The organism is Rhizobium sophorae (assembly GCF_013087515.1).
In the GTDB taxonomy this organism is placed as follows: Bacteria; Pseudomonadota; Alphaproteobacteria; order Rhizobiales; family Rhizobiaceae; genus Rhizobium; species Rhizobium sophorae.
The window spans coordinates 83,162-97,364 of the sequence record NZ_JABFCN010000066.1 but is presented as its reverse complement, the minus strand read 5'-3'; the positions used below and the strand labels follow the sequence as shown (position 1 = coordinate 97,364).

Here is a 14,203-nt window from a genome sequence, read left to right as displayed (position 1 = left end):
GGCATGTCCCTAGATCTCGGGACGAATGAAGTCGCGTGTCTCGGCGTCCATGACCCAGAGTTCACCGGTCGAAATGTCGAACCAGGCACCGTGGAGATGAATCTTTCCCGCCTCCTCGAGCGCCTTGATGTCGGGAAAGCTTCTGAGATTGTTGATCGAATTGCGGATGGAGACACGCTCCAGCGCCGTCTGCCGCTCGGCCGCCGTCATCACGTCGTTGCTCTGGATCTGCTCGGCGGCGGGTTTGACCAGCGACATCCAGCGGCCGATGAAATCGCCGGGCGACAATGGCTCGGCATTCGGATCGAGCGCCGAGCGGATGCCACCGCAGCGGCCATGGCCCATCACGACGATATCCGAGACCTTCAGCACCTGCACGGCAAATTCGAGTGCGGCCGAGGTCGAATGAAAATGACCGTCCGGCTCGTAGGGCGGCACCATGTTGGCGACGTTGCGGATGACGAACAATTCGCCTGGGCCGGCATCGAAGATCAGCTCCGGTGCCGCGCGAGAATCCGAACAGGCAATGACAAGCGTATGGGGACTCTGACCGTTTTCGGCAAGCTGCCGATACCTGTCGCGGGCGTCGGCATAACGCCCGTTCATAAAGTTGCGATAGCCGTCCAGAAGGGGATTTGGAAAACGCTGCATGCTTCTGGATTAGCGCGCGCCGAAGACAAGATCAACTGCTGCACCGCAAAATGAACATATTGGCAGATGCGTCATTTTTTTCGCCGCTGCGCCGGGTGCACGAGCCGGCGCATCTGCACCATGGCCATCGGCGTCGAAAGGCTGGAAGCATCACTTGCCAGCATCAACTCGTTGCTGCCGCGCTTGACGGCACGCGCAAGCACCTCGAAGACGCTGGCGGTGGCAAGCTGCAGCGCCTTTTCGTCCTCGATCCCGGAAAGCAGACGCGACAGGAAAACGGCTGCGATGAGGTCGCCGAGACCATTCGGCGGGTTGTCGACGACGCGATGCTCGGCAAGAAGGGCGTGACGGCCAGAAAGATAGAGATTGCCGGTACCGCCCGCCATCATCGGCACAGCCGAAGTGACGAGCATGCGCGATGGTCCGAGCGCGAGCGCCGCCTCCATGATCGCGCTATTGTCTTCGAGGGCCGCCCCCGAAAGCCATGCGAGCTCGTAGCGGTTCGGCGTCGCGAGCGAGGCGAGCGGAATGAGATGATCGCGAATGGCCTCAGCGGTCGCTTCCGGCACGTAGAGGCCGCCGAGATCGCCCATGACGGGATCGCAGACATAGAGCAGCTCGGGATTGTTTTGTCTCAGCGCGCCGATCAGCCGGGCGACCGAGCGCGCCTGGGCGGCATTGCCGAAATAGCCCGAAAGCACCGCCTTGACTTCGCCGATCCAGGGCGCGCGGATCAGATCGTCGATTGCCGCATCGAAATCCGTTTCCGCAAAAGTCAGCCGCGTCGAGCGGCCGTGACCGGGATGCCAGGGCAGCACGATGGTCGGCAGGGCCCAGACCGGATGACCGAGCGTCTCCAGCGCAAAGACGGCTGCCCGGTTTCCGACCGAGCCCCGCACCACATGGCTGGAAATGACGATGACTGCGCCCGCTGCATTTTCCGACATGATATCCAATCCGAATGATGACCGCGTTTGATGATCTTTTTGACGCCACGCTGTCAACCATTCTTCATCTGGACGTGGAAATGTTCGGCGGAACGAAAACCGGAAGACGGGACTTTCGCTTTCGCTCGGCGAAGAAAGCGTAAAATCTCTTACAATTTCTCTTTTCCAGCGCCAAAAAAGCGTCAAAACAATCCTTCGGACCTCTCTTTTAGAGATTTTTTCGAAGAATCTTCTGCTAGCTTGCAAAAAATCAGACATTGAGGGAGGCGATCCATGGCTGCCAGAAACAATCCGAAACGGGAAAAGCAGATCGACAGCGCGCGCAAGATCGCCAAGGCGACAGGCGAAGCGCATCTCGATCCGGAAATTCTCTTCGGCCGGGCAAGCAATGACGATCTCGAACTCTATACGCCGGAAATGCTGGCGCTCTCTGCGGTGCATTCGGCAAAGGAACTTGCTGCCTGGAATGGCAAGGCGCCCCGCGTCAGCATCGACACGATTGCCGATGTGACGCCTGATGGCATCGCCGTCTCGGTGCTTTCAGTCACCGACCAAAACATGCCTTTTCTGTTTGAATCGGTCATGGGCGAAGTGACAAGCACCTATCGCGACCTGTTCATGGCCGTGCATCCCATCCTGGTCATGGAAAAGGGCAAGGCGCCGGCGATGTATTCCGCCGATCACCCGAGCGACCCGGCCAACCGCGTCAGCCATATCCAGCTTCATATTGCCCCCCTCAATTCCGCCCAGGCCGCCGATCTCGTCAAACGCATCGAAAAAGTCCTCGAACAGGTTCGCCTGTCGGTGTCCGACTGGAAGCCGATGCTTTCCAAGATCGACGGAGTGATCGCCGAGCTTGCGGCCAATGGCGCCAGCCGGAAGAAGGCCGATCGCGACGAAGCCGTGGCTTTCCTTACCTGGCTGCGCGATGAGAATTTCACTTTCCTCGGCATGCGGGAATATGTCTATTCCGGCAAGGGGATCGATGCCAGGGTCGAACGCGACAAGGGTGCAGGCCTCGGCATCCTCTCCAATCCCGATGTTCTCGTGCTGCGCACCGGCAAGGACGCCGTGACGACGACGCCTGAGATCCTCGCCTTCCTCGACGGCCCCGACTTCCTGATCGTCACCAAGGCGAATGTGAAATCGATCGTCCATCGCCGGGCCTATATGGACTATGTCGGCGTCAAGCGCTTCGACGCTGAGGGCAACGTCACCGGCGAGCTGCGCATCGTCGGCCTTTTCACCTCGACGGCCTATACCTCGCTCGCCTCGGAAATCCCGCTGCTGCGCTCGAAGATCGAGAAGGTGAAGGAACATTTCGGCTTCGACCCGATGAGCCATTCCGGCCGCATGCTGGACAACACCCTGGAATCCTATCCGCGCGACGATCTTTTCCAGATCGACACGACGCTGCTTGCAAGTTTTGCCGAACAGATCAACGATTTGGCCGATCGGCCGCGCGTCCGCGTCCTGCCGCGCATCGACCATTTCGACCGTTTCGTTTCGGTGATCGTCTATGTGCCGCGCGAGGAATATGACTCGATCGTGCGCGAGCGGATCGGCACCTATCTGAAGACCGTCTATGACGGCCGGGTTTCCGCCTATTACCCGGCTTTCCCGGAAGGCGGCGTGGCGCGCGTGCATTTCATCATCGGCCGCTCGGGCGGCAAGACGCCGCGCGTTCCGCAGGCGAAGCTGGAGCAGGTGATCCGCGAAATCACCGCCCGCTGGGACGACCGTTTCGAAGCGCTGGCCGGGCCCAAGGCGCCGAAACTTACGGTCGATCAGGCCTTTCAGGATTCATTCACGCCGGAGGAAACTGTCGCCGATCTGGCAGATATCGGCGCCTGCGCGGCCGGCGAGCCGCTTCGCATCCAGTTTTACCATCGTGAAGAAGCACAGGGCCGTATCCTGTCGCTGAAGATCTTTCACGCCGGCGGCCAGCTGGCGCTGTCGCGGCGCGTGCCGCTTCTCGAGAACCTCGGCTTCAATGTCGTCAGCGAACGCACTTTCGATATCGGAGTGCCGGTCGCCGATGGCGAAACCAAACTCGTCGTGTTGCATGACATGGAGCTCGAGGCCCGCAACAGTCGCGAAATCAACCTACACCGTCATGGCGCCGCGCTCGAGGAAGCCTTCGTCGCCGCCTTCGCCGGCACGATCGACAATGACAGCTTCAACCGGCTGATCCTTTCGGCCGGCCTCTCGGCGCGCGAGACGAATGTGCTGCGCGCCTATGCCCGCTATCTCCGCCAGGCCGGCATCGCCTATTCGCAGGATTATATCGCAACGACGCTCGACAAATATGCCGGTGTGGCCGCCGCGATCTTCCGGCTGTTCCACGACACGCTCGATCCCAGGCTTTCGGAGAAAGCCCGCGTCAAGAAGCTCGCCGACCTGCACCAGGCGATCGAGGCCGAGCTTGCCAACGTGCCGAGCCTCGATGACGACCGTATCCTGCGCCGCTACGTCAACATCGTCGATGCGACGCTGCGCACCAATTATTTCCAGAAAAACCCGGACGGCTCGCCGAAACCGATGCTGGCCTTCAAGCTCGATCCGCACTTGGTCGATGGGCTGCCGGAACCGAAGCCCTTCCGCGAGATGTTCGTCTATGGCGTCGAGGTGGAAGGCGTGCATCTGCGTTTCGGCAAGGTGGCGCGCGGCGGCCTGCGCTGGTCGGATCGCGCCGAGGATTACCGCACCGAGGTGCTCGGCCTCGTCAAGGCGCAGCAGGTCAAGAATGCCGTCATCGTGCCGGTCGGCGCCAAGGGCGGCTTCTATCCGAAGAAGCTCCCCATCGGCGGCAGCCGCGACGAGATCTTCAATGCCGGCCGCGAGGCTTACAAAACCTATATCCGCACACTGCTTTCGATCACCGACAATATCTCCGGCGCCGATATCGTCCCGCCGGAGGATACCGTCAGGCTCGACGGTGACGATCCCTATTTCGTCGTCGCCGCCGACAAGGGCACCGCGACCTTTTCCGACACCGCCAATGCACTGGCGCAGGAAGCCGGCTTCTGGCTGGACGACGCCTTTGCCTCCGGCGGCTCGGCCGGCTACGACCACAAGAAGATGGGCATCACCGCCCGCGGCGCCTGGGAAACCGTGAAACGCCATTTCCGTGAAATGGACATCGATATCCAGACGACGCCCTTCACCGTCGCCGGCGTCGGCGACATGTCCGGCGACGTCTTCGGCAACGGCATGCTGCTCTCTCCGAAGATCCGGCTCATTGCCGCCTTCGATCACCGCGACATCATCATCGATCCCGACCCCGATATGGAAAAGACGCTGAGTGAGCGCCAGCGGCTCTTCGACCTGCCGCGTTCAAGCTGGCAGGATTTCGACAAGAGCGTTCTGTCGAAGGGTGCAATGATCATTTCTCGCGCAACGAAATCGGTCACGCTGACGCCGGAAGCGGTTGCCGCGATCGGCATCGACAAAGCAGTGGCCACGCCCTTCGAGATCATGACGGCGATCCTGAAGAGCCCGGTCGACCTGCTCTGGTTCGGCGGCATCGGCACCTATGTGAAAGCGCCGTCCGAAACCGACGCCGAAGTCGGCGATCGCGCCAACGACCCGATCCGCATCACCGCGGTTGAGGTGCGCGCCAAGGTGATCGGCGAAGGCGCAAACCTCGGCGTCACCCAGAAGGGCCGCATCGCCTATGGCCTCAAGGGGGGGCGCTGCAATTCCGACGCCATCGACAACTCGGCCGGCGTCAACACCTCGGACGTCGAGGTCAATATCAAGATCGCGCTGGCGGCCGCCATGCATGACGGGCGCCTGACGCGTGCAAAACGTGACCAGCTTCTTTCGTCAATGACCGGCGAAGTGGCGACCCTGGTGCTGCGCAACAACTACCTGCAGTCGCTGGCGATCTCGCTGACGGAACGCAAGGGGACGGCAAACGGCCTGGAACTTGCGCGTTTTATGACGGTTCTGGAAGGCGCCAAGCAGCTGAATCGCAAGGTCGAGACGCTGCCGGACGACCAGACCCTGGCGGAGCGCTACGCGGCCGGCAAGCCGCTGACCCGGCCGGAAATCGGCGTGCTGTTGTCCTATGCCAAGATCGTGCTCTTTGATGCGCTGGCCGCAAGCGATCTGCCGGACGATCCCTATTTCATCGCGACGCTGTCGAATTATTTCCCCGTCAAGATGCAGAAGTCGAACGCCGGCGATATCGCCGGCCACCGGTTGAAGCGTGAAATCATCGCGACCGTGCTTGCCAACGAGGCGATCAACCGCGGCGGGCCGAGCTTCACCGTCGCCATGATGGACGCGACGGCGGCTTCGGCACCGGAAGTGGTGCGCGCCGCAATCGTCGCTAGAGACGGTTTCGACCTGACAAGCCTCTGGGCCGGGACGGACGCCCTGGACGGTAAGATATCAGGCGAGATGCAGAACCGCATCTACGAGGAGATCAGCCACAGTTTTATCGTACTGACGCGCCTGCTGCTGAAAACGGGCATGACCAAGGCCGATATGGCGGAAGTGATTAGCCGGCTGCAGGCAGCCCTGAAGAAGCTGAAAACCGCCTTCGCCGGACAGGTGGCCAGCGAGGTCGCCGTGCGCCAGGCGGAGTACAGCCAGGCGGGCCTGCCCGAAAAACTCGCGGCCGAGATCGCCAGCCTCCCGATCTTCGCACTGGTGCCGGAGATCATGCAGATCGCCGAGCGCACCGGCGAACCCTTGGTGCGCGCCGCCGAGAACTACATCGCCGTGTCGCAGACCTTCCGTATCGGCAGGCTGCTGGCGGCGGGCGGGCGGATCCTCACCTCAGACCATTATGAGAATCTGGCGCTTGCCCGCAGCATCGACCAGATCGCCAGCGCAAGGCGCGACATCGTCATCTCGGCCCTTTCCGATCACGGCAAGGAAAAGCTTCCCGTTCAAGCGTGGCATGCACAGGATCGTATCCGCATCAACCGTATCCTCGAGGAGCTTTCAAGCCTCAGCGACGGCGGCGATCCCAATCTCGCGCGTATTACCGTTGCTGCAGGTATCCTGACCGATCTTGCGCGCGACCGGGTGAGGTGAGACAGTCCGCGTCAAAACAAGGAGCGGATGTTGAATCGCATTGACTGGACAGGAACGCAACCGCCGAAGGCCACGGAGAAGGGCATCTGGGGGTGGATGTTCTTCGATTGGGCAGCGCAGCCCTTCTTTACCGTGGTCACGACCTTCATCTTTGGGCCTTATTTCGTTTCCCGCCTGACCGATGACCCGGTTTCCGCGCAGGCGACGTGGAGCAACATGGCGACGATCTCCTCGGTGATCATCGCCTTGCTCTCACCCGTCCTCGGCTCGATCGCCGACCAGTCCGGCGCACGCAAACCCTGGATCGCCTTCTTCGCGATCATTAAGATCGCCAGCCTCTTCTGCCTGTGGTTCGCCGCACCCGGTTCACCTGTTCTCTACCCCGTGATTTTCATGATCCTCGCCTCGATCTCGGCCGAGTTCTCGATCGTCTTCAACGATTCGATGATGCCGCGCCTGGTCGGCAGGCACGAGGTCGGCAGGCTCTCCAACACCGCCTGGGGGCTCGGCTACCTCGGCGGCATCATCGTGCTCATTGCCGTGGTGACGCTTTTGGCCGCGAGCCCCGAGAGCGGCAAGACCGTCCTCGGCCTTGATCCCCTGTTCGGCCTCGATCCTGAGACCGGCCAGGATGCCCGCATCACCGGGCCGATCTCGGCCGTCTGGTATCTGATCTTCATCCTGCCGATGTTCTTCTTCACGCCCGATGTCGGCAAGGGACTTCCCTTCGGCATCGCAGTGCGCTCCGGCTTGCGAGAACTCAGAAACACGCTTGGCGAACTCAGAGAGCGCCGCGGCATCCTGACATTCCTCATCGCCCGGATGATCTATCAGGACGGCGTCAACGGCCTGCTGATCCTTGGCGGCATCTTCGCGGCCGGCATGTTCGGCTGGGCGACGATCGAGATCGGCATCTACGGCATCATCCTGAATGTCGTTGCGATCTTCGGCTGCCTGATCGCCGGCCGCATCGACAAGGGCGTCGGTTCGAAGGTGACCGTCGTCATCAGCCTGACGATGCTGCTGTTCGCCACCATCGGCATCATCTCGACAGCACCGGGTTACACCCTATTCGGACTGATGCCGCTGCCGGCGGCGGATTCCGGCGGTCTCTTCGGTACGGCTGCAGAAAAGGCCTATATTCTGTATGGCCTGCTGATCGGGCTCGCCTTCGGGCCGGTGCAGGCCTCGTCACGCTCCTATCTCGCCCGCAGCGTCAACATCGAGGAAGCCGGCCGCTACTTCGGCATCTACGCGCTTTCGGGGCGCGCCACCAGCTTCATGGCAACGCTGCTCTTCTCGCTGATGACCTATATCAGCGGATCGCCGCGGCTTGGAATGGCAACCCTGATCCTGTTCCTCGCCGGGGGACTGGTGCTCCTGATCCGCACGCCCTATCCGGCCGATCGGGCATAACAACCGGCCCGTCGGGCCGGTTGCACAAAACTCTCAGTGACGGAAATGACGCATGCCGGTGAAGACCATGGCGACGCCGTGTTCGTTGGCGGCATCGATGACTTCCTGGTCGCGCATCGAGCCGCCCGGCTGGATGACAGCCGTCGCACCTGCGGCGATCATCGACAGAAGACCATCGGCAAAAGGCAGGAAGGCTTCGGAGGCGACTGCCGAACCATGCGTCATCGGCACTGCAAGGCCGAGCGCCTTGGCCGCCTCTTCGGCCTTCAGCGCGGCAATGCGGGCGGAATCGACCCGGCTCATCTGGCCGGCGCCGATGCCGGCCGTCTGGCCGTCCTTGGCATAGACCACGGCGTTCGACTTCACATGTTTGCCGACCTTGAAGGCAAACTTCATGTCTTCCAGTTCTTGCGCCGTCGGCGCGCGCCTGGTGACGACCTTGAGTTCCAGATCCTCGACCATGCCGTTGTCGCGGCTCTGGACGAGCAGGCCGCCGGAAACGGTCTTTGCCGTCAGGCCCGCGGCACGCGGATCAGGTAGCCCGCCGGCAGACAACAGCCGCAGGTTCGGCTTACGGGCGACGATCGCCTTCGCCTCCTCCGTGACATCCGGCGCGATGATCACTTCGGTGAAGAGCTTAACGATCTCTTCGGCCGTTTCGGCATCCAGCGTCCGGTTGAGCGCGATGATGCCGCCAAAGGCGGAAACGGAATCGCAGGCCAGCGCCCGCCGATAAGCCTCGACCAAGCTCGATCCGGTGGCGACGCCGCAGGGATTGGCATGCTTGATGATCGCGCAGGCCGGCGCCTTCTCCGGCAGGAACTCGGCGACGAGCTCGTAGGCCGCATCCGTGTCGTTGATGTTATTGTAGGAGAGCTGCTTGCCCTGGAGAAGAGCGGCCGTCGAAACACCCGGACGCTTCTCGCCGGTCACATAGAAGGCGGCCTTCTGGTGCGGGTTTTCGCCGTAGCGCATCTCTTCCTTCAGCGCACCGCCGATGACCCGGTGGCGCGGCGTGTCGATCGACAGTGCCTCGGCGAACCAATTGGAGATCATCGCATCATAGGCGGCGGTGCGGGCATAGGCCTTGGCGGCCATGCGCTGCCGGAAGGCATAGGCCGTCTTGCCCTCATCTGCGGAAAGCTGCTCCAGCAGTTCGGCATAATCGGCCGGGTCCGTCAGGGTCGTCACATAGGCATGATTCTTGGCCGATGCGCGGATCATCGCCGGACCACCGATATCGATATTCTCGACGGTCGTCGGATAGTCGCCGCCGGCTGCGCGCACCTCCTCGAAGGGATAGAGGTTGATGACGGCGAGGTCGATACCCTCGATGCCGTGTGTTTTCATCGCTTCCTGGTGTTCGCTGTCGTCACGGATCGCCAGCAGGCCGCCATGCACCGTCGGATGCAGCGTCTTCACACGCCCATCCATGATCTCCGGAAAACCGGTGATTGCGGAAACATCGGTGACGGCAAGACCGGCAGCGGTGATCGCTTTAAACGTGCCGCCGGTCGAAAACAGGCGCACACCTCTGGCAGACAAGGCGTGGGCGAGGTCGACGATCCCCGTCTTGTCGAAGACGGAGATGAGCGCGGTCTTGATTTCGACCTTGTCGGGGGCGGGGATCTTCTTGGAAATGAGGGCCATGAAACCTTCTCCGTTCGGGCTTCGGGAGGACATCCGCAAGGGATGTTCGCATGCTGGCGCCGCGTTAGCACAGCTTTGCCGCCGCGCAAACAGGCGTCAGCGCATGACGCCGAAAAGCACGAGCCATTTTTGGACGGCATCGTACTTTACATCCCTTGATGTGGACGCGATCCCGATCTTTGGCCACTCGGCTTAAAATCATCCGCCTCTAGCTTTTGCGGGACAAAAACCAGCGGATTTCGGTCTTCTCGGCAAGATCGAAATCGATCTCGATCTGGTCCGAGCCGCAGATGCCGGAGCTGTCGGCAAAGAAGATGTCCTCGGCGATCAGCACTTCATTGCCGGGCGCGGAGAACAGCCAGCTTTCACCGTCCGGCGCCGTCAGCAGCACGGACTCACCGTCACTCTGATGCAGGACGATCGAAGGATGGATATGAAAACGGGCGACGGCCTTCACGGGCTCGTCACTCTCATATCCTTCGCAGACGACGAGCCGGTCGCGGCCGGTCACGATCGTACCTGCGGCATTGAGCGTCAACTCACGCTCGTGCAGCACCCCGAACATCCTGAGATAACCGTCATGGCTGAGCTTGATGCCGTCGCGTCCGTCTTCGGTTTCGGCACGCTCGACGGTGATTGTCCTCACCGGTTCGGTGATTGCGTGGTTAAGGAAGGGCGAGGGCGAAAAACGGCTGGACGAGGTGTCGTTGAGGATAACGGTCGAATGCGCCGCCGTCGTGCGCGCCATCTGGACATAACGGTGCCCGGCAAATTTCGGCGAACCGGAATTGACGATGAAGCGATGACGGCCGGACGACATCTCGAAGGAGAGGCTGCCGGCATGCACGGTGCGAAGCGCGCCTCCAGAAGGCGGTGTGCCGGTATCGGCAATGATCACCGTCTTTCCCCCGGATAGCCGCTGATAGCGCGAATGCGGCAAAGCCTTGAACGGCTGACCGGCGGTTTCGTCATATCGCAGCACAGACATCAGCTCGTTTGCGAGCGTGGAGGTCGCCCCGTTGAAGAGCGCCAGGTCCCCGTCCTGATGGCGAAAGAACCGCAATGCCGGATACATCCGGTCTATGCCGGAGATCAGTTTCTGCGGCAGGTCATGGCCGAGATTGACATAGGTCTGCCGGAGCGGCAGCAGATCGAGCAGCAATTCCAGCCCGACGCGCGGATTGCGCGACACATGGCCGCCATCTGATAGAATCTGGCTATCGAACTCACGGTCGAGCGCCTGCGCCGCCCTTCTCAGCGTAGAGGCGCGCGCCGGCATGGCGACGGAGGCCATGGCCAGCGCGATACGCAGCCGAAACAGCTCCAGGCCGCCGAGGGTGAACGGCGCCATCCGGTGCAGGAACCTCACCTGGAACGCCAGCGACTTCATGAAGCGGCGATAGAAGCCTCGGTCGGCGTTCTGCAGCACCACCGGCGAATGCGACAGCCAGGCGATGACGCGTTGGGCGGTGACGTCGGTCTCCCAGGCAATCCCCTCCATGCGACCGGCATGGATGGAAAGCCAGCTGTCGACGATCGCACGGGCGGCAGCCGAACTACGCTCCGTCTTGTTCGCCCGCATATGCCGCAGCCAGCCGAAGCTGTGAAGACGGATCGCGAAAGGGCGTGAGGGCAGGGTGAAGGTGAAGGGCGACTTTCCGTTCGTTTCCAGCATGCGCCCGGCCAGGAGAAACCGTCCGTTGAGGATCTCGTCGGCTACATGGGGATCGATGCTGCGCAGATCGGTCGGCGCGACGATCAGACGCTCCGGCACTTTGATCGAATGGCGAAAGAGCTTCAGGCGCAGCAACGCGACGCGGCGCAAAGCGCGCCGCCAAGCCTCCCGAACATACATGCTCGCAAAACGCCAACCGGACTGCATATTCTATTGTCTATTGACCCTCGTGGTTAAGAATAGGTGAAAAGCGGCCGATTTCATCGCCCGCAATGAATTAATTTGTGACAAGGTTCGAATATACGCAAATTAACGCGTTTCACCTGAAATCATGCGGGTGGTTTTGGAGAACGGCATGGGTGACACGAGGCTATGGAGCACCTCGTAAATGCAGGCTCGCCGCGAACACTCACGCCTTGCAATCAGGCCACGCGCCGCAGCACAGCCGCATAGAAGCCATCGAGGCCGGAGCTGATGCCGTCAGGCATTTTCAGCATGGTGGGAAGCGTGCGGAATTCGCCGAGCGGCGTGATCGCCGTCTCAAGGCCCGGCCAGTCACCGGCGCCGATCGGAACGCGCTCGACCGCGTCAGTATCGGAAAGAACACGGGCGACGACGTCCTCACCCTCGACAGGATCGAGCGAACAATTCGAAAAAACCAGTGTGCCGCCCGGCTTCAGCAATGTCAGCGCATGACGCAGCAGCCGTTCCTGCAGCGCCGCCAGCCTGGCGATATCCTCAGCTCCCTTGGTCCACAACACATCAGGGTGCCGGCGTGTCGTGCCGGTGGAAGAGCAAGGCGCATCGAGCAGGATTGCATCGAAACGCTCCGTCGGCTCGAATGTCGTCAGATCGGCTGCAATTGTCTCCGCTTTGAGGCCGAGCCGGTCGAGATTCGAGCGCAGCCGTCTCAGCCGGTTTTCCGACTGGTCGAGCGCGGTGACTGCGCCGCCGGCAAGGACGAGCTGCGCCGTCTTGCCGCCAGGCGCAGCACAGAGATCGGCGGCACGCTTGCCCGAGAGATCGCCGAAAAGCTTCGCAGGAATGCTTGCCGCCGCATCCTGAACCCACCACTCGCCCTCGTCGAAGCCTTCGAGCGAGGGGATTCCGCCGTCGAAGGCGGCGAGACGAATGCCGCCTGTGGGTAAAACAACGCCGTTCAGCCGCTTCGCCCAGCCATCGGGATCGGACTTGACGGTCAGATCGATTGCCGCCGGTTCGAGCTGGGATTCCGAAATTGCCAGCGCCGCGTCCCGGCCGTAGGCCTTTTCCAGCCTGGCAATGAACCAGGCCGGCATCGGCGCGACCTTGCCGATGGCGTCCAGCACCTGCTCCTTCTCGCGGCCGAGCCGGCGGAGGATGGCATTGACCAGCTTGGCGAAACGGCGATTGCGCGGATCCTGATTGGCCTGCTCGACGGCGAGGTCGACGGCCGAATGATCCGGCACGTCGAGATAGAGGATCTGCGTCGCCCCGATTGCGAGCACATGATGCAGCGCCCTTGCCCCCTCCGGCAGCGGCGAATCCAGCAGCCCGGCAATCGCGGCATCGATGCGCGGCAGGTGGCGCAGCGTCGTGTTCAGGATGGCGCGGACGAGCGCCCGGTCGCTTTCGCCGAGCGCCCTATAGGCCGGATTGCCGTGTTCATGATCGAGAGCGCCGTCGAGCGGCAGCTTGCGGTCGACAACGGCGGCAAGAATTTTTGCCGCCGCGGCCCGGGCCTGCAGGCCGGGCTTTACCGGAGCAGATCGCTCAGTGGAGGGCTTATGCTTGCGGAATGGCTTCTTCGTGCCGTCTGAATTCAAGACCACGGACCTTTTGGCGGTTGCGAACCACCGCGACCAAGACCCGTATCCGGAACAGAGCGCGATTTGCGCGACGGATTAGCAGCACGCGCCGGCGACGTCGAGACATTCATGCCGCTTTGCGCCATGTCATGCAGCGCAGCGATTCGGTTTTCCGTGTTCGGATGCGTGGAAAACAAATTGTCCATGCGCTCGCCGGAAAGCGGATTGATGATGAACATATGCGCCGTCGCCGGGTTGCGCTCGGCATCTTCGTTCGGCACGTGAGCAGCACCGCGGGCGATCTTGCCAAGCGCCGAAGCGAGCCACAGCGGGTTGCCGCAGATTTCGGCGCCGCGGCGGTCGGCCGAATATTCGCGTGTGCGGCTGATGGCCATCTGCACCAGCATGGCTGCGAGCGGCGCCACGATCATCGCGACGATGACGCCGACGAAGCCGAGCGGATTGCTGTTGTTCTCACGATTGCCGCCGACGAAGAAGGCAAAGTTGCCGAGCATGGAAATCGCGCCGGCAAGTGTTGCCGTGATCGTCATCGTCAGCGTGTCGCGGTTCTGAATGTGGGCCAGTTCATGCGCCATCACGCCTGCGACCTCCTCGGCAGACAAGGCGCTGAGCAGGCCGGTCGAGGCGGCGACGGCGGCATTGTCGGGATTGCGGCCGGTGGCGAAGGCATTCGGCTGCGGGCTGTCGTAGAGATAGACCTTCGGCATCGGCAGGCCGGCATTATGGGCGAGATCGCGCACGATCCGGAAGAATTCCGGCGCGTTACGCTCGTCGACTTCCTGGGCGCGATAGGCCGAAAGCACCATGCGGTCGGAATTCCAGTAGGAGAAGAAATTCATGCCGGCGGCGATAACGAAGGCAATCATCATGCCGGCCCGACCGCCGATCAGGAAGCCGACAAACATGAAAAGCGCCGTCATGAAGGCAAGCAACATGGCAGTGCGGACGAGGTTCATGGCGGATCTCCATCTCCGATTTCGGCGCCACAAGCTTTCAATCCCGGCGCC

General features: G+C 61.9%; 8 protein-coding genes. 2 read left to right on the top strand and 6 right to left on the bottom strand.

What is annotated here, in order from left to right; genetic code table 11:
* Positions 1–9: 9 nt before the first annotated feature.
* Positions 10–651, bottom strand: a complete 642-nt coding sequence (locus G9X64_RS32730) for a carbonic anhydrase (RefSeq protein ID WP_003544008.1) — start codon at positions 649–651, stop codon at positions 10–12.
* Between the two features lie 71 nt (positions 652–722).
* Entirely contained in the window at positions 723–1,598 is an 876-nt protein-coding gene (gene pdxY, locus G9X64_RS32725) for a pyridoxal kinase PdxY (RefSeq protein ID WP_062940004.1), read from the bottom strand.
* Positions 1,599–1,871: 273 nt separating this feature from the next.
* Here pdxY and G9X64_RS32720 point away from each other — a divergent pair, with 273 nt between their 5' ends.
* Complete coding sequence (locus G9X64_RS32720) at positions 1,872–6,647, top strand: NAD-glutamate dehydrogenase (RefSeq protein WP_171378229.1); 4,776 nt, start codon at positions 1,872–1,874, stop codon at positions 6,645–6,647.
* Between the two features lie 27 nt (positions 6,648–6,674).
* Complete coding sequence (locus tag G9X64_RS32715; protein WP_171378228.1) at positions 6,675–8,063, top strand: MFS transporter; 1,389 nt, start codon at positions 6,675–6,677, stop codon at positions 8,061–8,063.
* Between the two features lie 33 nt (positions 8,064–8,096).
* Here G9X64_RS32715 and purH read toward each other — a convergent pair whose 3' ends face one another.
* From purH to htpX, 4 genes are all read right to left on the bottom strand, one after another.
* Positions 8,097–9,713, bottom strand: a complete 1,617-nt coding sequence (gene purH / locus G9X64_RS32710) for a bifunctional phosphoribosylaminoimidazolecarboxamide formyltransferase/IMP cyclohydrolase (protein WP_171378227.1) — start codon at positions 9,711–9,713, stop codon at positions 8,097–8,099.
* Positions 9,714–9,921: 208 nt separating this feature from the next.
* Positions 9,922–11,595, bottom strand: coding sequence for a heparinase II/III family protein (locus G9X64_RS32705; protein ID WP_171378226.1), 1,674 nt, complete (start codon positions 11,593–11,595; stop codon positions 9,922–9,924).
* A 215-nt stretch (positions 11,596–11,810) separates the two neighbouring features.
* Positions 11,811–13,199 carry an RsmB/NOP family class I SAM-dependent RNA methyltransferase gene (locus G9X64_RS32700; protein ID WP_171378225.1) on the bottom strand — a complete coding sequence of 463 codons (1,389 nt, stop codon included), beginning with the start codon at positions 13,197–13,199 and terminating at the stop codon, positions 11,811–11,813.
* Positions 13,190–14,152 (bottom strand): zinc metalloprotease HtpX, encoded by a 963-nt coding sequence (gene htpX / locus G9X64_RS32695; RefSeq protein WP_171378224.1) that lies wholly within the window; start codon positions 14,150–14,152, stop codon positions 13,190–13,192. The genes G9X64_RS32700 and htpX overlap by 10 nt, the downstream gene beginning before the upstream one ends.
* Positions 14,153–14,203 lie beyond the last annotated feature (51 nt).

Coding starts and splice junctions, on each gene's coding strand:
- pdxY (WP_062940004.1), bottom strand. CDS start 1,598: ATGTCGGAAAATGCAGCGGGCGCAGTCATCGTCATTTCCAGCCATGTG.
- G9X64_RS32705 (WP_171378226.1), bottom strand. CDS start 11,595: ATGCAGTCCGGTTGGCGTTTTGCGAGCATGTATGTTCGGGAGGCTTGG.
- G9X64_RS32715 (WP_171378228.1), top strand. CDS start 6,675: ATGTTGAATCGCATTGACTGGACAGGAACGCAACCGCCGAAGGCCACG.
- purH (WP_171378227.1), bottom strand. CDS start 9,713: ATGGCCCTCATTTCCAAGAAGATCCCCGCCCCCGACAAGGTCGAAATC.
- G9X64_RS32730 (WP_003544008.1), bottom strand. CDS start 651: ATGCAGCGTTTTCCAAATCCCCTTCTGGACGGCTATCGCAACTTTATG.
- htpX (WP_171378224.1), bottom strand. CDS start 14,152: ATGAACCTCGTCCGCACTGCCATGTTGCTTGCCTTCATGACGGCGCTT.
- G9X64_RS32720 (WP_171378229.1), top strand. CDS start 1,872: ATGGCTGCCAGAAACAATCCGAAACGGGAAAAGCAGATCGACAGCGCG.